This window comes from Bradyrhizobium sp. P5_C12 (genome assembly GCF_054049735.1).
Genome location: NZ_JBFULU010000008.1, coordinates 95,432 through 120,028 on the forward strand (window position 1 = coordinate 95,432; position 24,597 = coordinate 120,028).

20 protein-coding genes are annotated in these 24,597 nt (G+C 65.4%); 9 read left to right on the forward strand and 11 right to left on the reverse strand.

Annotated features, from left to right (window positions below):
• Positions 1–16 precede the first annotated feature (16 nt).
• The 7 genes from hpnH to pbfA all read left to right on the forward strand — a co-directional run bounded on the left by hpnH (position 17) and on the right by pbfA (position 9,023).
• On the forward strand, positions 17–1,177 hold the full coding sequence (gene hpnH / locus ACXJMY_RS10050; RefSeq protein WP_456619163.1) for an adenosyl-hopene transferase HpnH: 1,161 nt from the start codon (positions 17–19) through the stop codon (positions 1,175–1,177).
• A gap of 531 nt (positions 1,178–1,708) precedes the next feature.
• A complete protein-coding gene (locus ACXJMY_RS10055) occupies positions 1,709–2,746 on the forward strand; it encodes a putative 2-aminoethylphosphonate ABC transporter substrate-binding protein (protein WP_456619164.1) in 1,038 nt (345 codons plus the stop codon).
• Between the two features lie 113 nt (positions 2,747–2,859).
• Positions 2,860–3,963: a putative 2-aminoethylphosphonate ABC transporter ATP-binding protein gene (locus tag ACXJMY_RS10060; protein ID WP_456619165.1), complete on the forward strand. Its 1,104-nt coding sequence runs from the start codon at positions 2,860–2,862 to the stop codon at positions 3,961–3,963.
• Between the two features lie 15 nt (positions 3,964–3,978).
• Positions 3,979–5,697: a putative 2-aminoethylphosphonate ABC transporter permease subunit gene (locus tag ACXJMY_RS10065; protein WP_456619166.1), complete on the forward strand. Its 1,719-nt coding sequence runs from the start codon at positions 3,979–3,981 to the stop codon at positions 5,695–5,697.
• The gene (locus ACXJMY_RS10070) at positions 5,694–6,845 is read left to right on the forward strand and encodes a TIGR03364 family FAD-dependent oxidoreductase (RefSeq protein WP_456619167.1); all 1,152 of its coding nucleotides are present in this window, start codon (positions 5,694–5,696) and stop codon (positions 6,843–6,845) included. Before ACXJMY_RS10065 ends, ACXJMY_RS10070 begins: the two co-directional genes overlap by 4 nt.
• Positions 6,842–7,663: a phosphonoacetaldehyde hydrolase gene (phnX, locus tag ACXJMY_RS10075; protein WP_456619168.1), complete on the forward strand. Its 822-nt coding sequence runs from the start codon at positions 6,842–6,844 to the stop codon at positions 7,661–7,663. The genes ACXJMY_RS10070 and phnX overlap by 4 nt, the downstream gene beginning before the upstream one ends.
• 31 nt (positions 7,664–7,694) lie before the next feature.
• Positions 7,695–9,023 carry a (R)-1-hydroxy-2-aminoethylphosphonate ammonia-lyase gene (gene pbfA / locus ACXJMY_RS10080; protein ID WP_456619169.1) on the forward strand — a complete coding sequence of 443 codons (1,329 nt, stop codon included), beginning with the start codon at positions 7,695–7,697 and terminating at the stop codon, positions 9,021–9,023.
• A 111-nt stretch (positions 9,024–9,134) separates the two neighbouring features.
• On the opposite strand, the gene ACXJMY_RS10085 is transcribed toward pbfA, so the two are convergent.
• The 6 genes from ACXJMY_RS10085 to ACXJMY_RS10110 form a co-directional block, all read right to left on the reverse strand.
• Positions 9,135–9,884 carry a phosphorylase gene (locus tag ACXJMY_RS10085; RefSeq protein WP_456619170.1) on the reverse strand — a complete coding sequence of 250 codons (750 nt, stop codon included), beginning with the start codon at positions 9,882–9,884 and terminating at the stop codon, positions 9,135–9,137.
• The gene (shc, locus tag ACXJMY_RS10090; protein ID WP_456619171.1) at positions 9,881–11,848 is read right to left on the reverse strand and encodes a squalene--hopene cyclase; all 1,968 of its coding nucleotides are present in this window, start codon (positions 11,846–11,848) and stop codon (positions 9,881–9,883) included. Before shc ends, ACXJMY_RS10085 begins: the two co-directional genes overlap by 4 nt.
• A 64-nt stretch (positions 11,849–11,912) precedes the next feature.
• Entirely contained in the window at positions 11,913–13,169 is a 1,257-nt protein-coding gene (gene hpnE / locus ACXJMY_RS10095; protein ID WP_456619172.1) for a hydroxysqualene dehydroxylase HpnE, read from the reverse strand.
• A complete protein-coding gene (hpnD, locus tag ACXJMY_RS10100; protein ID WP_456619173.1) occupies positions 13,169–14,008 on the reverse strand; it encodes a presqualene diphosphate synthase HpnD in 840 nt (279 codons plus the stop codon). The genes hpnE and hpnD overlap by 1 nt, the downstream gene beginning before the upstream one ends.
• Positions 13,998–14,882, reverse strand: coding sequence for a squalene synthase HpnC (gene hpnC / locus ACXJMY_RS10105; RefSeq protein ID WP_456619174.1), 885 nt, complete (start codon positions 14,880–14,882; stop codon positions 13,998–14,000). Before hpnC ends, hpnD begins: the two co-directional genes overlap by 11 nt.
• Positions 14,883–15,075: 193 nt before the next feature.
• Positions 15,076–15,309, reverse strand: coding sequence for a hypothetical protein (locus ACXJMY_RS10110; protein ID WP_008553259.1), 234 nt, complete (start codon positions 15,307–15,309; stop codon positions 15,076–15,078).
• A 461-nt stretch (positions 15,310–15,770) separates the two neighbouring features.
• Here ACXJMY_RS10110 and ACXJMY_RS10115 point away from each other — a divergent pair, with 461 nt between their 5' ends.
• Positions 15,771–16,268 (forward strand): hypothetical protein, encoded by a 498-nt coding sequence (locus ACXJMY_RS10115; RefSeq protein ID WP_456619175.1) that lies wholly within the window; start codon positions 15,771–15,773, stop codon positions 16,266–16,268.
• 77 nt (positions 16,269–16,345) lie between these two features.
• On the forward strand, positions 16,346–17,179 hold the full coding sequence (locus ACXJMY_RS10120; RefSeq protein ID WP_456619176.1) for a hypothetical protein: 834 nt from the start codon (positions 16,346–16,348) through the stop codon (positions 17,177–17,179).
• A 16-nt stretch (positions 17,180–17,195) separates the two neighbouring features.
• Here the strand turns inward: ACXJMY_RS10120 and ACXJMY_RS10125 are convergent, their stop codons facing one another.
• From ACXJMY_RS10125 to ACXJMY_RS10145, 5 genes are all read right to left on the reverse strand, one after another.
• The gene (locus ACXJMY_RS10125; RefSeq protein WP_456619177.1) at positions 17,196–17,993 is read right to left on the reverse strand and encodes a class I SAM-dependent methyltransferase; all 798 of its coding nucleotides are present in this window, start codon (positions 17,991–17,993) and stop codon (positions 17,196–17,198) included.
• A gap of 66 nt (positions 17,994–18,059) precedes the next feature.
• Positions 18,060–20,426: an efflux RND transporter permease subunit gene (locus ACXJMY_RS10130; RefSeq protein WP_456619178.1), complete on the reverse strand. Its 2,367-nt coding sequence runs from the start codon at positions 20,424–20,426 to the stop codon at positions 18,060–18,062.
• A gap of 207 nt (positions 20,427–20,633) precedes the next feature.
• Positions 20,634–21,416: an ethanolamine ammonia-lyase subunit EutC gene (eutC, locus tag ACXJMY_RS10135; protein ID WP_456619179.1), complete on the reverse strand. Its 783-nt coding sequence runs from the start codon at positions 21,414–21,416 to the stop codon at positions 20,634–20,636.
• Positions 21,413–22,999 (reverse strand): B12-binding domain-containing radical SAM protein, encoded by a 1,587-nt coding sequence (locus ACXJMY_RS10140; protein ID WP_456619180.1) that lies wholly within the window; start codon positions 22,997–22,999, stop codon positions 21,413–21,415. The genes eutC and ACXJMY_RS10140 overlap by 4 nt, the downstream gene beginning before the upstream one ends.
• Positions 23,000–23,179: 180 nt before the next feature.
• Positions 23,180–24,562: an ethanolamine ammonia-lyase subunit EutB gene (locus ACXJMY_RS10145; protein WP_456619181.1), complete on the reverse strand. Its 1,383-nt coding sequence runs from the start codon at positions 24,560–24,562 to the stop codon at positions 23,180–23,182.
• Positions 24,563–24,597: the final 35 nt, after the last annotated feature.

A 24,597-nucleotide genomic window follows, 5' to 3' on the forward strand; every position in this document is an offset into this window, starting at 1 on the left:
CAGAAAGAAACTTGTAATGGCTATCCCCTTCTTCAAGGAAATGCGTATCGGCGGCTATTTGCTCAAGCAGAAACTGCTTGGCCGCAAACGCTATCCGCTCGTGCTGATGCTGGAGCCGCTGTTCCGCTGCAACCTCGCCTGCGTCGGCTGCGGCAAGATCGACTATCCGGATGCGATCCTCAACCGCCGCATGACGGCGCAGGAGTGCTGGGACGCGGCCGACGAATGCGGCGCGCCGATGGTGGCGATTCCCGGCGGCGAGCCGCTGATCCACAAGGAGATCGGCGAGATCGTGCGCGGCCTCGTCGAGCGCAAGAAGTTCGTCTCGCTCTGCACCAACGCGCTGCTGCTCGAGAAGAAGCTCGATTTGTTCACGCCCTCCCCGTATCTGTTCTTCTCCGTGCATCTCGACGGCCTGAAGGACCATCACGACAAGGCCGTGTCGCAGAAGGGCGTGTTCGACCGCGCCGTCTCCGCGATCAAGGCGGCCAAGGCGCGCGGCTTCACCGTCAACGTCAACGCCACCATCTTCGACGGCCATCCGGCCGAGGAGATCGCAAAGTTCCTCGACCTCACCGTCGAGCTCGGTGTCGGCGTCTCGATGTCGCCGGGCTACGCCTATGAGCGTGCGCCGGACCAGGAGCACTTCCTCAACCGCACCAAGACCAAGAAGCTGTTCCGCGACGTCTTTGCGATGGGCAAGGGCAAGAAGTGGAACTTCATGCATTCCGGCCTGTTCCTCGACTTCCTCGCCGGCAACCAGGAATACGAGTGCACGCCGTGGGGCATGCCCGCGCGCAACATCTTCGGCTGGCAGAAGCCCTGCTATCTGCTCGGCGAAGGCTATGCCAAGACCTTCAAGGAGCTGATGGACACCACCGACTGGGAGACCTACGGCACCGGCAAGTACGAGAAGTGCGCCGACTGCATGGCCCATTGCGGCTACGAGCCGACGGCGGCGACCGCAGCCCTCAACAACCCGCTCAAGGCGATGTGGGTGTCGCTGCGCGGCATCAGGACCACCGGTCCGATGGCGCCCGAGATCGACATGTCCAAGCAGCGCCCGGCGCAGTACATCTTCTCGGCGGAAGTGCAGAAGCGCCTGTCGGAGATTCGCAAGGACGAGGCCGCCGCCGCGCAGGAGAAGGCAGCGCGGAAGGCTTCGACGGCCGCGTAAGCGCGGAGACTTGTAGCCCGGATGGAGCGTAGCGAAATCCGGGACGGTCCGTCCGCGTTGCAAGGCCCCGGATTGCGCTCCGCTCCATCCGGGCTACGGACACTGATACGAGAAAGGCCTGGTCGCACGACCGGGCCTTTCTTTTTTGTCCAAGCGCCAGCGGTGTGTAGACAACGGTCCCTCCCCGCCGGCGCAGCAGCCTCAGGAGCCTTCCCGCAAAAAAGCGACAAACAACCCCATGCAAAGTAGAAGCGCGCCGGCCGGACGGAGCAATGTCCATTCGGCTAAGCCACGACGACCGCAACACAATCAGCGGCAAACGCGCATCATTGCTCACGCCAAGCGGAGTCGCTGAAGAAGCTCGAAGCAGACGCTTGCATTGGGGACATTGCACTCAATGTGTGCAGAGACACCGCGATCGAGGCGCGCCGTGCACAAAATCCGACATGTACGTCACGGAAATGTCATCTAACAATATCGGTTCCCTGCCCGGACGGTGCCAGCCCGTGGCCAACATCGATGGAGCCCGACATGAACCTGTGCACGACAAGCGGTCTGCGATGCGCTGTTGTGTCGATCACCGCGGCTATGTTCTGCCTCAGCACTGCAGCTCGCGCGGCCGACCTCACCGTTTACACGGCGCTGGAGGCCGATCAGATCAAGCCCTACAAGGCCGCGTTCGAGAAGGCCAATCCGGGCATCAACATCCTCTGGGTCCGCGACTCCACCGGCATCATCACCGCGAAGCTCCTCGCGGAAAAGGCAAGCCCCAAGGCCGATGTGGTCATGGGTCTTGCCGCAACCTCGCTGATGCTGCTGCAGAAGGAAGGCATGCTGATGCCTTACGCGCCGGCGGGTCTCGACAAGGTCGACGCCAAGATGCGCGATCCCGCTGCCTCGCCGGAGTGGGTGGGCATGGACGTCTGGGCATCGGCCTTTTGCGTCAACACCGTGGAATCCAGCAAGAAGAACCTGCCGGAGCCCGCCTCCTGGGCCGATCTGACCAAGCCGGTCTATCAGGGACAAATCGCCATGCCGAACCCGGCCTCCTCGGGGACCGGTTTTCTGATGGTCTCCGCCTGGCTCCAGATGTTCGGCTGGGACGAGGGCTGGAAGTACATGGACGATCTTCACAAGAACATCGCGGCCTATACGCATTCCGGCTCGAAGCCGTGCCGACAGGCCGCCGCCGGCGAGTACACGATAGGCCTCTCGTTCGAGTATCGCGCCAACAAGACCAAGAAGGGTGGAGCGCCCATCAGCATTGTCCTGCCCAAGGAAGGCCTCGGCTGGGATATGGAAGCTATCGGGATCATGAAGACCACCAAGGAGTCCGAGGCGGCGAAGAAGCTTGCCGACTGGGCCGCGACGGCGGAGGCCAACAAGCTCTACGCCGAGAACTTCGCCATCGTCGCGTTGCCCGGCATCGCAAGCTCCATGGAGTTCATCCAGGGTGACATCAACAAGATGCTGATCAAGAACGACTTTGCCTGGGCCGCCGAGAACCGCGACAAGATCCTGGCGGAGTGGAGCAAGCGCTACGACGGCAAGTCCGAGCCCAAGAACTGACGAACTGAACTGAAGAACCTGAACTGGGACCTGAACCGAGGATCCTGCCGGGGATCCCAGGAGCGACCAAGCCGGCGGTGCATGGGCGCCGCCGGTCAATGCGGGACAGTACAATGGACAGCACGCCGACGACGGTGCCCTATCTCCGCATCCGCAACCTCTCGAAAAAGTTTGGTGCGTTCACCGCGCTCGACACTATCGACCTCGACATCATGCCCGGGGAGTTCGTCTCGTTCCTCGGGCCATCCGGCTGCGGCAAGACCACGCTGTTGCGCGCCATCTCCGGACTGGACGTGCAGACCGCCGGGTCGATCCATCAAGGCGGGCGGGACATCTCGACGTTGCCGGTCGCCAAGCGCGACTTCGGCATCGTGTTCCAGTCCTATGCCTTGTTCCCGAACCTGACGATCAAGGACAATGTGGCCTACGGCCTGGTGTCGGCCGGCACGCCTCGCGTCGAGATCGACAGACGGGTCAAGGAGCTTCTCGAACTTGTCGGCCTGCCCGAGCAAGCCGGCAAATATCCGGCCCAGCTCTCAGGCGGGCAGCAGCAGCGCGTCGCGCTCGCCCGGGCGCTGGCGCTATCGCCCGGCCTTCTGCTGCTGGACGAACCACTATCCGCGCTCGACGCGCGCGTCCGGGCGCGGCTGCGCGGCGAGATCCGCGACCTGCAGCAACGTCTCAAGCTGACCACGATCATGGTGACCCACGACCAGGAGGAGGCTCTCACCATGTCCGACCGGATCGTGGTGATGAGCAATGGCAGGATCGAGCAGGTGGGCACGCCCGACGAGATCTACGGCCGACCCGCGACCGCTTTCGTCGCCGACTTCGTCGGCAAGATGAACTTTCTGGAGGGACGCCTCGTCACCAGCAAGCGCGCGAATGTCAGGGGTGCCGTGCTCGACTTCAGCGAGGAGGTACAGCTCGGCGAAGGCGCGGCCGTCACGGTCTGCCTTCGGCCGGAGGACGTGGTGGTGCGCGACATCGGCGAGCATTCGGACAATCGCCTGTCGGTCCAGGTCGGCGTCATGGAATTCATCGGCAATCATTTCGCAACGACATTGCATGCGAGCGGCACGAGCCTGAACTTCTCGGCCGACTTTTCGATCAACGCCGTGCGCGACCTCGGCATTTCCTCGGGCGCGACCATCGAGGTCGCGCTGCCGCCGAAGCGGTTACGCGTATTTGCCCAGCCGCGCTCCGCGACGGCCTGACACGGGAAACCAGCGATGGCGACCGAGACGCTGATTCTGCCGAACCGTGCCGCCGCGATCGCGCCGCTGCGGCAGAAGCTGGGGCGCGACGACTGGATCATGCGCGGCGCGGTCGTGGCGCTCGGCCTCTGGTTGATCGTCACCGTGTTGCTGCCGCTCTGGGCGCTGCTGTCCAAGAGCTTCCAGGCGGCTGATGGCAGCTTCATAGGCCTCGCCAATTTCCAGGCCTATTTCGCCAATCCAACGCTCGCCGATTCGATCTGGCATTCGGTCTGGGTGTCGCTGCTGAGCACGGTCATCTGCGTTCTGCTCGCCTTCGTCTACGCCTACGGACTCACCCGCACCTGCATGCCTGGACGGGGGCTGTTCCGCATCATCGCGCAGATCCCGATTCTCGCACCCTCGTTGCTGCCCGCGATCAGCCTTGTCTACCTGTTCGGGAACCAGGGCCTCGTCAAATGGATGCTGTTCGGCGCGTCGATCTATGGTCCGATCGGCATCGTCATGGGCGAGGTGTTCTGGACCTTCCCGCACGCGCTCATCATCATCACCACGGCGCTGGCGATTTCGGACGCGCGTCTGTATGAGGCGGCGGAAGTGCTGCGGGCAAGTCCGCGCCGCACCTTCTGGACGGTGACCATTCCGGGCGCGCGCTATGGCCTGATCAGTGCGGTCTTCGTCGTCTTTACCCTGGTGATCACCGATTTCGGCGTGCCGAAGGTCATCGGGGGCAAGTTCAACGTGCTCGCGACCGACATCTACAAGCAGGTGGTCGGGCAGCAGAATTTCCGGATGGGCGCAGTGGTCGGCTTGATCCTGCTGTTGCCCGCGGGGTTGGCCTTCGTCGTCGATCAGCTCATGCAGCGACGCCAGTTGGCGCTGCTCTCCGCGCGCGCCGTACCGTATGCGCCCAGGCCCGACGCCACGATCGATCGCGCGATGCTGGCGATCTGCTCGCTGATCGCGTTCGCGATCCTGGTCTTTCTCGGCGTGTCCTTCTTCGCCTCGATCGCGACGTTCTGGCCCTACAATCTGACGCCCAGCTTCAAGAACTTCGACTTCGACATGATGGATGGCGGCGGCTGGCGCAGCTATTTCAACTCACTCGTCATGGCCGGCCTGACCGCGCTGTTCGGGACTGCGGTGATCTTTGCCGGCGCCTATCTCGTCGAGAAGACCCCGCGCTTTCGCACCATTCGCGGTTTCGTGCAGTTTCTCGCGCTGCTTCCTTTGGCCGTTCCCGGGCTGGTGCTCGGCCTCGGCTACATCTTCTTCTTCAACAACCCGGCCAATCCGCTGAACTTCATCTACGGCACGATGGCCATCCTCGTCATCTGCACCATCTCGCATTTCTACTCCGTCTCGCACCTGACCGCGGTGACGGCGCTCAAGCAGATCGACCAGGAATTCGAGACCGTTTCGGCATCGCTCAGGGTGCCGTTCTGGCGTACCTTCATGCGAGTGACCTTGCCGGTTTGCCTGCCGGCCGTGCTGGATATTGCCATGTATCTGTTCGTGAACGCGATGACGACAGTCTCCGCGGTGGTCTTCATCTACGCGCCGCACACGACACTTGCGGCCATCGCCGTGCTCAATATGGATGACGCTGGCGACGTGGCTCCGGCGGCGGCCATGGCCATGGTCGTGTTCGCCACCTCCGCCGTCACACGAGCCATCTACATGTTACTCACACAGGGCTATCTTGCGCGCGCGCAGATGTGGAGGAAGCGGTGAGCGTGTCAGGAGACGAATTCGATCTGGCCGTTATCGGGGGCGGCATCTGCGGTCTCGCCCATGCGCTTGCGGGCGTGCGCCGGGGCTTGCGGGTCGTGGTCATCGAGCGCGATGCGAGGGCGAACGGCGCCTCGATCCGCAATTTCGGCTTCGTCACCGTCACCGGGCAGCAGCGCGGCCAGTGCTGGCAGCGGGCGATGCGGTCGCGGCAGGTCTGGGCCGAAGTGGCCCCGGCCGCGGGCATCAGGATCGAGCATGTCGGACTGGCGGTCGCGGTGCGACGACCGGAAGCCGTGGCCGTGCTCGAGGCGTTCCGCACCACCGAGATGGGCGAGGGTTGCGAGCTTCTGAGCCCGGCTGATGCGGGCCGTCGTTTCCCGATGCTGCGGACCGACGATCTGCTAGCCGTGCTGGCGAGCCCGCACGATTTGCGGGTGGAGTCGCGCATCGCGGTGCCGGCACTGGCGCGCTGGCTGGCCGAAGTGCACGGCGTCACCTTCCTGTATCAGACGCTGGCCAAGGCGGTGACACCGCCGGTCATCGACACCACACGAGGGCCGGTCAGGGCCCGGCTCTGCGTGGTCTGCCCCGGCGACGATTTCCTGAGCCTCTATCCGGAACGCCTGGCGAGCTACGGCCTCGTCCGATGCAAGCTGCACATGCTGCGGGTCGCATCGGCGAGCGCGATGCCGCGCTTCAACGCGGCCGTGATGTCGGACCTCGGCCTCGTGCGTTATCTCGGCTACGCCGAACTGCCGGAGACCGCCGCACTGAAGCAGCGGCTCGAATCCGAGCAGGGCCAGCATCTGGCCAACGGTGTGCATCTGATCGCCGTGCAGAGCGAGGATGGCTCGCTCGTCGTCGGCGATTCCCACCACTACGACGCGACGCCGGACCCATTCGGTCCGGATACGGTGGACGAGTTGATCATGGACGAATTCCGGCAGGTTATGGCCTGGCCAACACCTGTCATCCGCGAGCGCTGGATCGGCACCTACGCCTCGGCGTCCGACCGGCTGATGCTGATCGACCGCCCATCTGAAACTGTGCGCCTCGTCATGATCACCAGCGGCACTGGCGCCAGCACCTCGTTTGCGATCGCCGAGGAAGTGATTGACGAATTGACGTCCGGGAGCCGAACGACATGACCGATAAATTCCAGCACGTCCGGGCCGTCGTGTTCGACTGGGCCGGCACGACGGTGGATCACGGCTCGCTGGCGCCGATGGGCGTGTTCGTCGAGGCATTCGCGCGCTTCGGAGTGACGATCACCGTCGACGAGGCGCGCGGGCCGATGGGCATGGCCAAGCGCCCGCACATCGCCGCCCTCCTGCGCTTGCCCCGGATCGCCGCCGCGTGGCGCGACAGGCATGGGCGCGAGCCTATCGAAGCCGACATCGATGCGCTCTACGCCGTGTTCGTGCCGATGAATGTCGAGGTCGCCGCCCGCTACGCCGACGTGATCCCGGGCGTGGCCGAGGCTGTCGCCGGCCTGCGGCGCCGCGGCCTGAAGATCGGCTCGAGCACGGGCTACACGCGCGAGATCATGGCCGAGGTCATTCCGGTTGCGGCGGCGCAGGGCTATTCGCCTGACAGCATCGTTTGCACCGGGGACACGCCCGACGGCCGACCCACGCCCTTCATGCTCTACAAGGCCTTTCTGGAGCTCGCCGTCTGGCCGGCCTGGAGCTGCGTCAAGGTCGACGACACCGAGGTCGGTATCAAGGAAGGTCTCAACGGCGGCTGCTGGACCGTCGGCGTTGCCGTCACCGGCAACGTGTTCGGGTTGTCGCTCGCCGACACGGCGGCGTTGCCGCCGAAAGCCTTCGCCGAGCGGCGCGCGGCCGCAGTCGAGCGGCTGGAAGGCGCCGGCGCCCATTACGTGATCGACGGCGTCGCCGACATCATCCCGGTGATCGCTGCGATCGAGGGCCGGCTGGCCCGCGGAGAGCGGCCAGGAGTCTGACATGAGCGTGTCTGAGATAAGCGAGTCCGGCATGAGCGCCTCTGAGGGCGACGTCAATTTGTCGGCGGAGCGGCGATCGTTTCAGAAGCGCCACCTCGACGCAGAGACCCAAAGTTGCCTCGACGAGGACGAGCGCTGGTTCCTGCGACAGTCGCTGTCAACGCCGTGCCTGAACGTGGCCACCGCCGCCGAAGGCAGCCACATCGTCGATCTCCAGGGGCGGCGCATCCTCGATTTCCACGGCAACAGTGTGCATCAGGTCGGCTACGGTCATCCTCGCGTGGTGGCGGCCATCAAGTCGCAACTCGATACCCTGCCCTTCTGCCCGCGCCGCTACACCAACAAGTCCGCCATCGACCTCGCCCGGCGCCTCGCCGAACTCACGCCGGCGCCCCTGGAGAAGGTGCTGCTGGCACCCAGCGGGTCAGCTGCAATCGGCATGGCACTGAAGCTCGCCCGCTACGCAACGGGGCGACACAAGACGCTGTCCATGTGGGATGCTTTCCACGGCGCCAATCTCGACGCGGTCTCGGTCGGCGGCGAAGCCCTGTTTCGGCGCGGCGCCGGCCCGCTGCTGCCGGGCACGGAGCATGTGCCGCCGCCGGGACTGGCCGCGCGCTTCTTCGGACAGGACGGCCGCGCGCATGAGCGCCTCGCCGACTACATCGATTATGTCCTCGAGGTGCAGGGCGACGTCGCGGCCGTGATCGCCGAGCCGATGCGTTGGACCACGGTCGAACTGCCGCCGCCCGGCTTCTGGCCCCGCGTGCGCGCGAGCTGCGATCGGCACGGGGCGCTCCTGATCTTCGATGAGGTGCCGAGCTGCCTCGGCCGCACCGGGACCATGTTCGTCTGCGAGCAGGCCGAAACTGCGCCCGACATTCTCGTGCTGGGCAAGGGACTGGGCGGCGGCATCATGCCGATGGCGGCCATCGTGGCACGGGCCGATCTCGACGTGGTGCCCGAGGGAGCGCTCGGCCACTACACCCACGAGAAGAGCCCGGTCGGCTGCGCTGCAGCCCTTGCCACGCTCGATGTGATCGCGGAGGAAGGGCTGCTTGCGGCAGCGCGCGTCCTCGGCGCGCACGCCCTCGAACGGCTGCGATCGATGGCAGACCGGTACCCCCTGATCTCCGAGGTGCGCGGCGCAGGTCTCTATCTCGGCGTCGAGATCGGCCGCCGCGACGAGGCCGAGGCCAACGCGCTCGCGGAGCGCCTCTTGTATCGCTGCCTGGAGGCGGGCCTGAGCTTCAAGCTCGGCGGCGGCAACGTGGTCACGCTATGCCCGCCGCTGACGATCTCGCGCGATGAACTCGACCGGGCGCTCGATATCCTCGAAGAGGCGATGTCAGCCTTGTGAGCAGATCGCTATGCGCACGCTTCGCGACGCCCCATCCGGGCTACGAACATCAAAACGAAAAAGGCCCGGTCGCGCGACCGGACCTTTTCTTGATTGGATCGAAGACGACGCTCAGGCCGCCTTCGACACCAGCGCCTCGCTCTCCGCGAGCTCGGTGCCGATCAGGAAGTCGCGGCAGCCGCGCAAGCTGCGCAGCGCGCGGTTGAAGTCGATGCCGGTCGAGACCAGTCCATGCAGCGCTGTCGGATTGCGCACGATGCCGCGCAGGACGGCCGCGAGGTCGATCTGGCCGTTCGGCTTGATGGCGGCGCGGGCGAGCRCCGGCAGCGCGCGGTGGGCGGGGTCGCTGATGACGCGGACCGCGGCGAACGGTAAGCCGGCCTCGGCGGCGTAGGCAGCCGCGATGTGGCTCTCCATGTCGACGGCCGCAGCTCCAGTCTCCGAATGCAGCGCCGCCTTGCAGGAGCGCCCGGTGACCACCTCCTCGGCGCCGGCGAGGCTGCCGCGCACGACCCGGCGGCGGCCGGAGGTCAGCTTGTCGATGAGGTCGTCGCTGAGCGACAGGCCGGCGCCCCAGCGGGCGTCGCCCGCGAGCACCTCGGTCGCCACCACGACGTCGCCCGAACGCAGCGTCGGGTCGAGCCCGCCGGCCACGCCGAAGGAGATCACGCCACGAATCGTTTCGGGATCCACCACCGTCAGAAGCGCCCGTAACTGGGTCGGGCTGCTGGACGAACAGATGACCGCCATGCCAGGCCCGGCCGCGATGCGGGCCTCCTGAACCAGACCGGTCACAATCAATATCGGCCGCGGATCAATCGCATTGCCCGCGGTAACATAGTCCCCCGTCCCCAAAGTCACATTCCGACCCCTACCACCCTGCTGTTGGTGTCCCGCAAGTTCCGATACCGCGCCAGCGCCCACAGCGGGAAGAACTTCGAGTAACCATGATACCGTAGATAGAATACACGGGGAAAGCCTGTGGCGGTGTACCGCTGCTCGTCCCACAGTCCTTTTTCGTTCTGTGTTGCAATCAGGTACTCCACCCCGCGGGCGACGGCCGGGTGATCAACCTCGCCTGCCGCCATCAGGGCAAGCAAGGCCCATGCCGTTTGCGAGGCGGTCGAGGGGGCGGCTTCCCAGCCCTTGTAGTCCAGGCGGTAGCTGACCGCGTCCTCGCCCCAGCCGCCGTCCGGGTTCTGGATCGAGGCCAGCCAGTCGGCGGCCTTGCGAATCATCGGGTCGTCGTGGCGGACGCCGGCCATGTTGAGGGCGCAGAGCACCGACCAGGTTCCATAGATGAAGTTCATGCCCCAGCGGCCGTACCAGGACCCCTCCGGGTGCTGGGTCTTCCTGAGATAGGCGACCCCGTCGGCGACGTGCTTGCTGGTCTTCGCGGTCTCGCCGAGCTGGGCCAGCATGGAGATGCAGCGGGCGGTGACGTCTTCCGTCGGCGGATCGAGCAGCGCGCCGTGGTCGGAGAACGGGATGTTGTTCAGGTAATATTCGAGGTTGTTGACGTCGAAGGCAGCCCAGCCGCCGTCGTCGCTCTGCATGCCCAGTATCCACTCCCGGGCGCGGTCGATCGCGGCGTCATAGCCGGTCGCGCCGTGCTCCCGGCGCATGCGGTCCATCGACATCACCACCACCGCGGTGTCGTCGAGATCGGGATAGTACGCGTTGTTGTACTGGAAGGCCCAGCCGCCCGGACGCACATCGGGCCGCTTCACCGCCCAGTCGCCCTTCACCTCGAGCTCCTGCTTCGGGATCAGCCAGTCGAGGCCCTGCTTGGCCGCGGGCACCGCCTTGTCGCCGCCGGCTTCCAGCAGCGCGTGGGCGGTCAGCGTCGTATCCCAGACCGGAGAGACGCAAGGCTGGCAATAGGCCTCCTCCTCGCCGATCACCAGCAGCCTGTCGATGCCCCGGCGCGTGACCGCGCGCGGCGGATAGGTCTCGTCCTTGCCGAGCGCATCGTACATCATGACGAGGTTGGCCATCGGCGGATAGATCGCGCCCATGCCGTCCTCGCCGTTGAGCCGCTCCTCGCTGAAGGCGAGCGCCGTATCGATGGCGCGCTGGCGCAGGCTCTTCGGAAACAGCGGCTCGATCACGCGCAAGATGGCATCGAGCGAACGAAACAGCAGGAACCAGGCCATGCTCTGGTGCGGCGCCTTCGCAGTCATGCCGATCGAGCGCGGATCCTGGAGAAACAGCTCGTCGATGCCGACGCCCTTCGGATTCTTCGCGCGCGGCTTGAGCGCGGCGATAACCATCAGCGGCACCATGGTGGTGCGCGCCCAGTAGGAGATCTTGTTGATGTGGAACGGCGACCAGAACGGCAGCAGCATGATCTCGATCGGCAGCACCGGCACCGCGCGCCAGGTCACGACCCCGAACATCGCCAGCATGAAGCGCGTGAAGACGTTGCTGTGAATGGCGCCGCCGCGGGCGTGGATCGCCTCGCGCGCGCGCACCATGTGCGGCGCGTCGATGGAGTCCCCGATCATCTTCAGCGCGAAGTACGCCTTCACGCTGGCGCTCATGTCGAACTCACCGTCATGCACCAGCGGCCAGCCGCCATGGGCGCCCTGCACGCGGCGGAGATAATTGCCGATCTTGGCTTCGAGCACGGTGTCGACCGGCTCGGCGAGATAATGGCGCAAGAGAACATATTCGGCCGGGATCGTGCAGTCGGCCTCGAGCTCGAACACCCAATGGCCGTCGGATTGCTGGAAGCCGAGGACGCCTTGCGTGGCTGACGCAATGCTCGATTCCAGGATCTTCGATTCCAAGGCTTCGCGGGCGGTCGCGTTCACGGAATCCATCTTGCTCGATTGCTCCGATAGTTTGATTGGAATTGACCGGGACAATGCCCGTCAGGGCCGCTTCTCAGGATCCCTTGGCGGCCAGAACCAGATCGGCGGCGCGATCGCCGGACCGGACCGATCCCTCGATGGTTGCAGGCAATCCCGTAGCAGTCCAGTCGCCGGCAAGGAACAGGTTTTTCAGCGCGGTGACCGGGCCGGGACGCAAGGCATTCTGCGCCGGCGTGGCGGCAAAAGTGGCGCGGCGCTCGCGCACGATCTGCCAAGGCGGCAGCTCGCCGGACACACCGCCCGCCTTGCAGACGTCGTTCCAGATCGCCTGCGCGAGTTCCTCGCGCGGCATGTCGACCAGGCGGTCGCCATTGCTGATGGTCACGGAGAGCCGGTTCGGGAACGCGAACAGCCACTCGACCGTCCCGCCGATCACGCCCAGGATCGGAGCCGAACCCGGCGGCGGTTCGATGCGGAAATGCGCGTTGACGATGGCGCGGAATTCGGTCGGCGTCTTCAGGCCCGGCAGCAGGTTAGCTGCGGCGCGCGGCGGCACCGCCATCACGATGACATCGCCGGCGCCAAGCTGGATCAAATCCTCGCCGCCGAAATTCAGCGCACCGACCTTGCCGTCATTGGTGACGAAGGACCGCAGCTCATGACCGAGCTGAACGGAGTGACCACGCTCGGTCAGGAATTGCACGGCAGGCTCGATCAGCACGGCGCTGAGACCGTCGCGCGCGATCAGGGGACGGCAGGCCTGCCCGCCCGCAAGCAACGTCTCGCGCACGATCGCGCCGGCAAGCCCGGCCGAGCCCTCGGGCGGATCGACGTTGAGCGCTGCGAGCAGCAGCGGCTGCACCAGACGCTGATAAAGAACGCCCTCGCAGGGAATGGATTTGCCGACCAGCGTCTGCTCCGATGCCCAGATCAGCGGCGCCAGCTTCAGATAGTCGGTGAGCCCGGTGTCGGGAACGCGACGGGCTTCGTCGAGCACCCAGGTCGGCAGACGGCCGTCGCCGAGATCGATCTGCCAGCGCTGCCCGGTCGCGAGATCGACGAACGGAAACTGCGCCCGCTCCGGCCCGACCAGGCCCGCCTCGGTGCCGATCGAGCGCGCATAGGCGCGCGCGTGGCTGTTGCCCGACAGCAGCAGATGATTGCCGTTGTCGATGGTGAGATTGGTGGCGCCGTCGAAATAGGAGCGGCAGCGGCCGCCGGCCTGGTGCGTCGCCTCGTGCACGGCGACCTTGAAGCCGGCATTGGCGAGCCGCACGGCGGCGGAGAGGCCGGAAATGCCGGCACCGATGATGTGAGCTGTGTTTTGCATCAGATGAGAGCGTAGCGGAGCAGGATCGCGATGCGCGTGACCTTCGACACACGCACCGGCTCGCGCGGTGCGTTGAAGCCGCGCGCGATCAGGAGGTCCAGAATGGCATGATAGTATTTCGACATCATCCGCGGCGCGCGCACCGCGCGGCGCCTGTTGCGGTTCATGATCTCGTCCGACTTCTCGAAATGCACCTTCGCGCGCTGTGCCAGCGGCAGGCAGACCTTCGACAGCGCCCGCTCGGCGATCACACGGTTCGGCTCGTTCGAGGTGATGCCGGCATGCAGCAGGGCTTCGCGCGGCAGATAGAGCCGCCCGAGCGTGGCGTCCTCGTCGATGTCGCGCAGGATGTTGGTGAGCTGGAGCGCGCGGCCGAGATGATGGGCGAGCAGGATGCCGTCCTCTTCCGGCAGGCCGAACACCCGCACCGACAGCCGCCCCACCGCGCTCGCGACCCGATCGCAATAGAGATCGAGCGTCGCCATGTCGGGCGCGCGGATGTCCTGCGGCACGTCCATCTCCATGCCGTCGACGATGGCCAGAAAATCCTCGCGCTTCAGCCCGAACGTCTTCACCGAGCCAACGTAGTCCTTCAGGCGCTCCGGCGGATGGCCCTGATAGAGCGCGTCGATGTCGTCGCGCCACACCTGGAGCGCGGCGAGCCGCTCGTCGCGCGGTCCATCGGAATCGGCGATGTCGTCGACCTGGCGGCAGAAGCTGTAGATCTGGAACATCGCCTCGCGCTGGTCGCGCGGCAGGATGCGCATCGCGGCGTAGAACGAGCTGCCGGATGCGGTCGAGCCATAATTGGCGCCGGGCGAGGTCGCCTCAAGCGTCATGAGCAGCCCCCGGTTTGGTAATGGCCCGGCGCCCGATCGCGCGGCGGCCGGCTTCGCCGATCATGCCGGCGAGGCTGAAGGCGAGGAGCTCGAACTTGTTGAGATGCACCCGCTCGCGCAGCGGATCGCGCACCTTGAGCAGGCGCACGATGCGGTCGGCATAGGCCTGGATCACCGAGATGTCGACGCCGAGGCGGAAGTCCCGGACCTCCGCGCTGAGCGACTTGCTCTCGTTGAGAAGCGCTTCGTTGCGCACGGCGAGCGCCTGCAGGCAGGCCAGCATCGCCGGTGGCGACTGCGTCAGGCCAAGCTGCTCGACCGAGGCGCCGCTCGCGGCCAGCGCATCGCGCGGCAGGTAGACGCGATTGAGCTCGCGAAAATCCTTGCCGCAATCCTGGAGGTGGTTGTTGATCTGAAGGGCCGCGCAAAGCGCGTCCGAGGCGGCCCAGGTCGAGGTGCTCTCGCCGTGGACGTCGAGCATGAAACGGCCGACCGGCATCGCCGAATAGCGGCAATAGTGGATCACCTCGTCCCAATTTTCGTAGCGCAGCTTGGTGACGTCCATGCGGAACGCGATGAGCACATCGAGCGCATGGCGTGGCGCCATGCCGCGTTCGGCCAGCGCGTGCCGCAGACTGACGGCCTCGGCCTGGGTGTCGCCCTTGCCGAGCAGCTCCGCTTCGAGCAGGTCGAGATAGGCGAGCTTCTGGTCGGCCGGCAGCGTCGCGTGGTCGGCGATGTCGTCGGCGGTGCGGACGAAATTGTAGTACGCCAGGATCAGCGCGCGATGACGCGGATGAATGATCCACGACGCGACGGGAAAATTCTCGTCGCGGTCGCCTTTGCCGGATCGCAATTCGCTCGCTGAGGTCATCGAGGGCTGGTTAACAATCGTTGGGACAGGAAGGGCTTTTTTCGCTCGCGCGGGCTCATGCCGGCGATGCCGCCGCGGCCCCCATATAGGGGAATACGGCCGCAAAACCAATCCTGTCTCTCGATGGCTGCCCTTCCGGATCGAGCCCGAAAAGGCGGCCCGGGATCCGCCTTTTGTGGGCCAGCGGCCGAGCTTACTGGTTGTGGTTCTTCAGGACCTGGTCGCAGGCCTGCGAGATCTTGGCCCGGTTCTCCTTGAGGCAGGCCAGGATGGTGAAATCGCCCTGGTCGATGACCGGACGGCAGAACTTCTGCACATCGCGCGTGCAGGCTTTCTGCTCGGCGTCCGTGCCACGCCCTTGCTGGGCGAACGCCGCCGTGGAAAGGGATGCCGACAGCAGGGTGAGAGCGACGAGAAGCTTACGCATTGTATTCCTTCATTCTGACGGCAGAATCGCACCGATCCCGGACAGCACAGGGCGGACGGCGGGAACGGATTGTCCTGGTGGCGAGTTGCCGCGGAAAGCACGGCATTCGGAGAAGGCACAAGCGCTGGTAAATGCGGCCAAATTGGCGCCGCGCCGACCAAAACAGGCTTTCTCTCGATCTTCCTTGGCAGATGTAAGAGATTGATACTACGTCATAATTCTGGCACGCCGCGTTTTGCTGGGCACCTGTTGCAGAGCTGCATCTGTCGGTCCCGCCTTTTGCGCCGGAAACAAGCCGAAACACGGGAAATCCCGGGGCAGACCATGGCGGGTGCGCCCCGCGATGCCGACCTCTGTGCCGGATAGGCTTTGAACCTGACACGGGCTCGGAACACTAAACCTTCGATGTGGCGAGACGTCCCCGGCTTGAGCGGACGTCGTTCCAAAACGGGATATTTGAGATGAAATTCTTTGGGCGATCTGGACAGGCGATCAAGGCGGCGGGCGTTGGGGCTGCGCTGCTCTTCTCGGTCTCGGCAAGCCACGCTCAGTCGGCCGGACCGTTTGCCGGTTTCGACGGCGCGTGGACGGGTACCGGCACCGTGTCACTGTCCGACGGCTCCACCGAGCGCATCCGTTGCAAGGCGGACTACAAGGTTGCGGGCAGCGGCCTCAACCTGAAGCAGGCCCTGCACTGCGCCAGCGACAGCTACAAGTTCGACCTCACCAGCGACGTGACGAGCCAGGGCGACCGCATCTCCGGCAACTGGAGCGAGGCGAGCCGCAACATCTTCGGCAACCTCCAGGGCACCGCTGGCGGCGGCCAGATCGAGGTGTTCGTCGAGGCCAACGGCTTTGCCGCCAATTTGTCGCTGCGCACCAACGGCACCAAGCAGACGGTGCAGATCAGCTCCAAGGGCGAGATCCGCGGCGTCAGCATCACGATGACGAAGGGCTGATCGCCTTATCCCGCGTCGAAAGGAACACGCCCCCGGTTCTCGCGAGCCGGGGGCTTTTTGCTGACATTGTTGCGGACATGGACCCAATTCGCAGACACCTGCTCAAGGCCGCCGGACTCTTGGCGGCCAGCCGCGCCTTCGCCAATGACCAGAAGGGAACGAGCATGCAGCCTTCGTCGGTAAAGCCGCGTCACGTGCTCTGCTTCCTTGGCAAGGACGAAAGCCTGCTGCATCCGCCGAAGGCGGTGGCCAAGACGATCGCGGATTTCAATTTCGAGATCGACCGCATTTATTCGCAAGCCACACCCGATCCACACATGGAGCGGTCGTTCGGCGTGTGCTGGGACCGCGTCTTTCCGAAAGCCTGGTCTGCCGTGGACGAAGCGGCCGTGGCCAACCACAAAGCGGTGCTCTATTTGCTGAGCCCGCCGCTGGAGCAGCAGAAGGCGGTGGCCTATTCGGCGGCGGCCTTGCGCATCGTCGAGGAGATGATCGAGGCCGGCGCCACCGCCGTGAAGGGCGAAAGCGCAGGCGTCGCCCACGGCCTCGAGCGGTGGCGCAGTCTCGCCGATCAGGCGCGCAAGGGCGCCAGGACCAGCGAGGGCCTCGGCATGACACTTGCCGTCGCCAAGGCGTGCCGTCTTGCGTTCGCCAAGCGCCCGCTCGGCGGCGATCGCTACAACGAAACTGTCGGCTATCACCTCGTCGGCCTGCCGGAGATCTATGTCGCTAAATCGCGCGGCAACGAATGGTCTGCGGTGATGCTCATGGAGGAGATTGCCAACGCCATGGCCGAGCGCGGCATCGAAGCGACGCTGCGCGATCGCAAGCTTGCGCTCTCGCGCGAGCAGGACTACGCCGAGGACGACTTCAAGTTCAATCCGTACGGGATCGTCCGGATCGAGGCCTAGGCTGAAGCCCGCCGGATCAGTCCTTGCGCGCGACGCATTCGCACCGGCATCTGAAATACACCGCATCCGGATCGCGTCCCCAGGCGTCCCAGCCGGCGAGCGCCGCCTGAATCTCGCCGTCGGTGGCGAGCGCCTTGCTCGCGAGCCGCGGCCCGAGGCCGAGAAGGCTCCGCCTGGCATCCGCGACCGCCTCCGCGCGGCTCGCCGCGTCGGCGCTGTGATTGACGTAGCTTGCGCCGGCCCAGACCGGCGTGAACCCGTGCGCGCGAAGGATGGAGCTCTGCCTGCGGCCGAAGCGAAGCGCCTGCGGATCATCGTGCTCGTACCAGCGCTGCCAGAGGTCGAGCGCAAGGCGCACGCCGTCGAGTTCGGGATAAAGAACGTTGCCGCCGACATCGGCGTCACGCGTGCCCACCACCCCACCCGGCTTCAGCACCCGTCGTGCTTCCGCCAGCGCTCTCGTCAGCACCGCTTGGCTCTGGTGGTAGAGCACCGCGTGAAAGAACACCGCGTCGAATGCCTCGTCCTCGAACGGAAGCATGCTGATGTCGGCTTCGACAAAGGCCAGATTGGCCGGGCCCGATTGCGCCGCAAGCCGATTGGCAGCCGCGATCGCATTCGGCTCGATGTCGACGCCGACGGCCTTGCCGACGATCCCCGCAAGGGCGGCCGTGATGGTCCCGGGTCCGCAGCCTGCATCGAGCAGGATCATGTGCGGCGTCAGGAACGGTGCGAAAAAGGCGGCGGAATCGCTGCCGCGCTTCTGCTGAAACTCCACGATGGAGCTGTCGTGCCGCGTCGTCTGCATGGCCATCCCCGGCCGGAACTCCGGCGCAGCTGTCAAGGCTGCGCCGATTCCATGTCCGATGGATGACCCCGATCAGATCGCCGGCTTGTCGGGACCCTGAAGCTTGGCGTGCAGGTTGATCAGCCACATCGCGGTCGGCCGCAGGATGAAGAGGTCGGCGACGAGCGCCATGACCATCGAGAAGGCGCTGAGCCAGCCGAACAGCCGCAGCGACGGCAGGTCGGAGAACACGGTGACGACGAGGCCGCAGGCCAGCACCACCGTGGTCAGGATCAGCGCCGGGCCGACCAGCACCGTTGCGCGCTCGACTGCGAGCGCCGAACCGACACCCGGTCTGCTCTCCAGCCGCAGGCGGTTGAGGAAGTGGATGGTTGCGCTGAGGCCGAGCCCGAACGAGACGGTGAGCGCGACGACGCTGGCGAATTGCAGCCCCTCGCCCATCGCCCACAGCACCGTTCCCGACATCACCACCGGGAAGATGCCCGGCAGGACGCAGGCGAACATCACCACCCAGGAACGGAAGGCGAGGCCGATGAAGATCGCGACCAGCGCGAACTCGACGGTGAGCCCGCGGTTCAGCTTCTCGATCATGCCGGCCGAGTTGCGCGCCGCGATGGCGGCGAGACCGGTGACCGCCACCTCGTAGCCGGGATGCTTCTTGCGGACGGCGTCGAGCTCGGCATCGAGCTTGTCCACGACCGGCAGGAGCTGGCTGGAATCGATGTCGGGCACGCGGCCTGCGACCACGACGGCGTCCTGCTCTGCGTCGATGAAGCGCCGCACCAGATGCTCGGGGATCAGGCTCACATATTCCTTCAGCGTGGCGACGTCGCTGCTGCCCGCCTTTTCCGCCAGCCACCGCCGCAGCGTTTCGACCGACCAGACGTTGCCGACGCCGGCGGCCTTCTCCACGGTCGCGTGGACATCCGCGATGGTTTGCAGCGTCTCCGGCGAATACAGCGTTTCCCCCTTGGGGAACTGGATCAGGACGTTGACCGGGTTGGCGCCGGTCAGCTTGGCGTCGAGCCGGTTGCTGGCGGCGACGGCCTGACGCTTGTCCGGCACCTGATCGGCGAGCCGGTAGCGCGGCTCCAGATTGGCGTAGATCACGCCGAGACCGCCGACGAACAGCAGCGCGATCAGGCTGAACAGGCCGGGCCGGCCCACCATGCGCACCGCGATCCAGTAGCAGAAATTGCGCAGCGCCTGCACACCGGCATCCGCGCTCTGGAACTTGGTCGCAAAGACTTTCTCGTTGCGCACCAGCAGCACGCCGAACACCGGCACCAGCGACAGCACCGCAACCAGCGCGATGATGGTCGCGGCAAGGCCCGCCTCGCCGAACTTGCGGATCAGGTCGGAGTCGGAGAACTGGAGCGCGATGAAGGAAATGCCGGCGGTGCCGTGCGTCAGCACGCAGGCGGGTCCGACCACCAGCACCGCGTTCTTGAACGCGGTGAACTTGTCCTGGCCCGCGATCAGCCGGTCACGCGCAGCGAAGGTGAGCTGCATCGAGTCCGAGAAACTGATGACCATGATGAGCGGCGTCATCACGTTCAGGAACATGTTGAGGTTGAAATTGGCCCAGCCGAGCGCGCCGAGCGCCAGCAGGATCGCGATCATCGGCGGGAACGCCGCCGCCACCATGAAGGAAATCTTTCGGAAGAAGATGATGGCGATGACGCAGCCGGCGAGAATGCCGAGGATGTTGTAGGTGAGGCCGTCGCGCTCGACCGCGTTGCGGATCTCGAGCTGCATCACCGGCACGCCGGAGAGCTGCACGTTGAGGCCGGTATCGCCGAGATCCTCCTTCATCAGCGCGCGGATGTCGCCGACGGTCTTGGTGAGCTTGCTGGAGGCAACCACCTGCGGATCGAGCGACAGCACGATCAGCGCCAGCGTGCCGTCCTCCGACAGCAGCTTGCCACGGATGATCTCGTTGGCTTTGACGGTTTCGATGAACTTGTCATAGGCCGCGCCCTCAGGCAGCTCGGAGGGGAACAGCGCAGCCGGCAGCTTGCCYGGCGCCGGCGCCTGGCGCGCGGAGAACAGCGAGACCAGTCCGCGGGTGCCTTCGACCAGTTGCATGTCGGTGACGAAGTCGCGCAGCTTCTCGAGATTGTTCCGCGCCAGGAGGTTCTTGCCCTCGACCACGACCAGGACGTCGAATTCCTCCGCCGGGAACTTCTTCGTCACCTCTTCGTACTGGTGGAATTCGCGGGAATTGGAGCGGAACAGCTGCGACAGCGAATCGTCGATCTTGATCCGGTAGATGCCGAACACGGCGCCGACGATCAGCACGAGCAGGACGACGCAGGAGACGATCGGCGCCCGGACGGCGATCAGCCCGATGCGCTCCAGCCCGAAGGCGATAGAGGACGCAGGCCCCTGCTCGACCTTGTCGACATGAACCTCACTCTCGCTGTGCTTTTCGAGCATGCCTTGTCCAGTTCCTAAATCGGCTCGGTCTGTGAGCTTATTGCGCCCCGCGAACGGCTTGAAAACGCCATGCCAATGGGAGGCTTGCCCTTTGAAAAAGCGCGGGAAATCGCCGCGACGGGTTTAGCAGGTCCAAACGCCCTCTCGCAAGCGCGCGAAAGCGCACAAATTGGATCAACATGCGGCGATTTCGACCCTTGATATCGGTCATTCCGGCCGGATCGTCCCGATTCGAGCCGGGGGATCGCCGCTCTCGTCCTTGAGCGCCACGCCGGTGACCTCCCGCGCCAGCCCCTCGCGGACCAGCCAGGCGATCTTGAAGGCGGCCTCGTCATAGCTCAACCCGGCGTGGTGGATGTTCGACACGCAGTTGCGCTCGGCATCGGTGCGGCCCGGCTTCGGCGCGAAGGTCAGATAGGCCCCGAGACTGTCGGGCGCGGACAGGCCCGGCCGCTCGCCGATCAGCATCAGGATCATGCGCGCACCGAGAATGGCGCCGATCTCGTCGCCGAGCGCGACGCGCGCGCCTGAGGCGACGACCACATGGCCGATCGCGACAGCCTCCTCGGCCGCGAGCCGGGGCAGCAGGCTTTTCAGCAGCGGGGCTGCATGGGCATGCACGGCGGCCGCCGACAGGCCGTCGCCGATCACGAGCGCGAGCTGGCACGGCTCGCTGGCACCTCGTGCCAGGGCTTCGGCCGAACCGGCATCGAGCTGCCGCCCGAGATCCGGCCGTCGCAGATAATCCCTGCGATCGGCCGCCCGGCTCCTTGCCTCGCTGACCGCAAGGCCGAGCTCGCCGAGCCCGGCGACCAGAAGCTGTGCATCGAAGCCGGCATGCACGGCATCACGGGCGCGGGCGTGGTCCAGCGTGAAATCGAGCAGCGGTTTGGTCGGCAGGCTCGCGCCGCTGCGCCCGAGCGCGACGCGCGCGGGCGTGAACGACCGCAGGTCGAGGGTCGGACGAACCGGAACGGGCTTGTCACTCATTCGGCGGGAACGGCGGCCTCGCGCAGCCGCAGCGAATAGTTCGACGCGTTCTGCTTGCCGCTGGAGGCCGCGCGCGCAAAGGTGATGAGATGATGCGCGATCAGGGTGCAGCCGATCAGGCCTTCGAGGTCGCCTCGCCGGATCCGTCCCAGCGCGAACTTCCAGAATACGCGCCTGTAGTCGCCGAGCACGCCGACCTTCCAGAAGATGTTTCTCAGCATGATCAGGCCGCGCCTGATGTTGGGCCAGGTCTTCATCTCATCCGGCACCGGCATCTTGAGGCGGTGCACATAAACCTCGTCGCATTGATACTGGAATCGCGCGTAGACCTTCTCGGGCTCGTAAGCCACGCCCATGGCGTGCTTCCAGGATGCGACGACCTCGTCATAGGGCAACAGGAAGTCGACGTTGGAATCGCGGCCGTCGTCTTCGATCAGGCGCCCCTCGCGCTCCAGACGGTCCCACAGCGGCGTTTTCGGCAGCGCCTGGAGCAGGTTGATGGTGAGTAGCGGAATCCGCGACTCCTCGACGAAGGCGAGCAGCGCCTCGGAGGTGTTCGGCTTGTCGGTGTCGAGCCCCATGATGATGCCGGACACCACCTCCATGCCGTAGGAATTGATGGTGCGCACGCCCTCCAGGATCGGGACCATCATGTTGTGGTCCTTGTGCATCGCCTTCAACGCGTCGGGATCCGGCGTCTCGATGCCGCAGAAGATGGTGATGAAATAGGCCTCGCGCATCTTCTCCAGGATCTCGGGGCGCTTGGCGATGTTGAGCGTCGCTTCGCAGGCGAGCCGCACCACATAGCCGGTCCGCTTCTGCCATTCGATCAGATGCGGCAACAGGTCCATCGCCGCCTTGCGGTTGCCGATGAAATTGTCGTCGACGAAATAGACCGTGTCGGTCATGCCGCATTCGCGCAGGCGGTCGAGCTCGGCGATGATCTGCTCCGGCGACTTGAGGCGCGGGTTGCGGCCGTAGAGGCCGGGGATGTCGCAGAACTCGCACTGATAGGGGCAGCCGCTGGAATACTGGATGCTGCCGAGCATGTATTTTTTCACGTCGGCAAGCTCATAGGCCGGGATCGGAAACTCCGTCATCGGAATTCGATCCTTGGTGGCCAGCACCACCTGCCGTTCGGGACGCGCGGTGTCGCGCGCCAAAATCTCGATCAGCTGGTTGGTGGCGTCACCGAGCTCGCCGACATGGAGATAATCGAAGGACGGATAATAGTCCGGACAGGCGCTGACCGAGGGGCCGCCGAGCGCGACCGGCAGATCGAATTCATGCGCGCGGCGGCAGATGTCGTTCATCTGCTGGCGCTGGATGTGCATGCCGCTGACGAAGACCGCTTCCGCCCACGCGAACTCCTCCTCCGTCGCGCGGCGGAGGTTCTCGTCGACGAACTTGACCTGCCATTCCTTGGGCAGATAAGCCGCGAGCAGCAAAAGCCCCTGCGGCGGCATGAAGGCGCGGACGCCGTCGGTCAGGGGATAGGAGTGCTCGAATGTGCCAAAGGACGAGGTGTAGCGCGGGAAGACGCAGAGAATATGCCGGATCGTTCCGTTGCTTTCAGCGCGCATCGAACTTCCCCCAACCACGTTCTATGAACGGCATTAACGAGGCCACCAGATACATAACGTAACGCTGGGACCGAAATTCCTCAATATTGTGGCACCGCACTAATTCGTAAGACGCGCCAATGGTTTCCCCGGTTCATGCCGGCGGGTGGAAGTTTTTCGCGGGCTTTTCCGCCGCCCGCCTCACGCGATCAGCCGCGAGGCAAAATCGGGCAGCAGGCCTGCATCGCCGGCAAGGCGGAAATCGGCGCCGGCAAGTCCGGTTTGCGCCAGCCAGTCGTCGAATTCCGGCGCGCGGCGCAGGCCGAAGACGTCTCGGGCATAGAGCGCGTCGTGAAACGAGGTCGACTGGTAGTTCAGCATGACGTCGTCGGCGCCCGGCACCCCCATGATGAAGGTGACGCCGGCGGCAGCCAGCAGCGTCAGCAGATTGTCCATGTCGTCCTGGTCCGCCTCGGCATGGTTGGTGTAGCAGATGTCGATCCCGAGCGGCAGACCGAGCAGCTTGCCGCAAAAATGGTCCTCGAGCCCGGCCCGGATGATCTCCTTGCCGTCGTAGAGATATTCCGGCCCGATGAAGCCGACCACGCTGTTGACCAAGAGCGGCTGATAGGCGCGGGCGACCGCATAGGCGCGCGCCTCGCAGGTCTGCTGGTCGACGCCGTGGTGGGCATTGGCCGACAGCGCCGAGCCCTGGCCGGTCTCGAAATACATCACGTTCTGCCCGACCGTGCCGCGCCTGAGCGACAATCCGGCCTCCTGTCCCTCCTTGAGCAAGGCGAGGTCGATGCCAAAACTGCGGTTGGCGGCCTCGGTGCCTGCGACCGACTGGAAGACGAGGTCGACCGGCACGCCCTGCCCGATCAGCGCCAGCGTCGTCGTGACATGGGTCAGCACGCAAGCTTGGGTCGGAATCTTCAGCCGCGCAATGATCTCGTCGAGCAGCCGCAGCAATTGCGCGATCACGGCCGGATCGTCGCTCGCCGGATTGATGCCGATGCAGGCATCGCCGGCCCCGAGCAGGAGGCCGTCGAGGATCGAGGCCGTGATGCCCTTGGCGTCATCGAACGGATGGTTCGGCTGGAGCCGCGTGCTCATCCGCCCCTTCAGCCCGATGGTGTTGCGGAAGGCGGTTGTCACCTGGCATTTCCGCGCCACCAGGATCAGGTCCTGGTTGCGCATCAGTTTCGAGACCGCGGCCGCCATTTCCGGCGTTATGCCGGGCGACAATTGTCGCAAGACCTCGGGCGTGGCGGCGTCCGACAGCAGCCAGTCGCGGAAGCCGCCGACGGTGAGGGTTGCCACTGGCGCGAAGGCCCTGGCGTCGTGGCTGTCGATGACGAGACGGGTGACCTCGTCGGCCTCGTAGGGGATGACGGCTTCCTGCAAAAATTGCCCGAGCGGGACGTCGGCGAGCGCCATCCGCGCCGCGATCATCTGCTCGGCGCTGGCGGCAGCAATTCCGGCCAGCCGGTCGCCGGAGCGCGGCGGCGTCGCCTTGGCGAGGAGGTCGCGCAGGTCGGGGAACGTGTAGGTCGTGGCGTCGATGCTGTGGCGGTAGACCAAAGCCCCCTCCTCGGTTCGTCGGCCATTGGCCGACT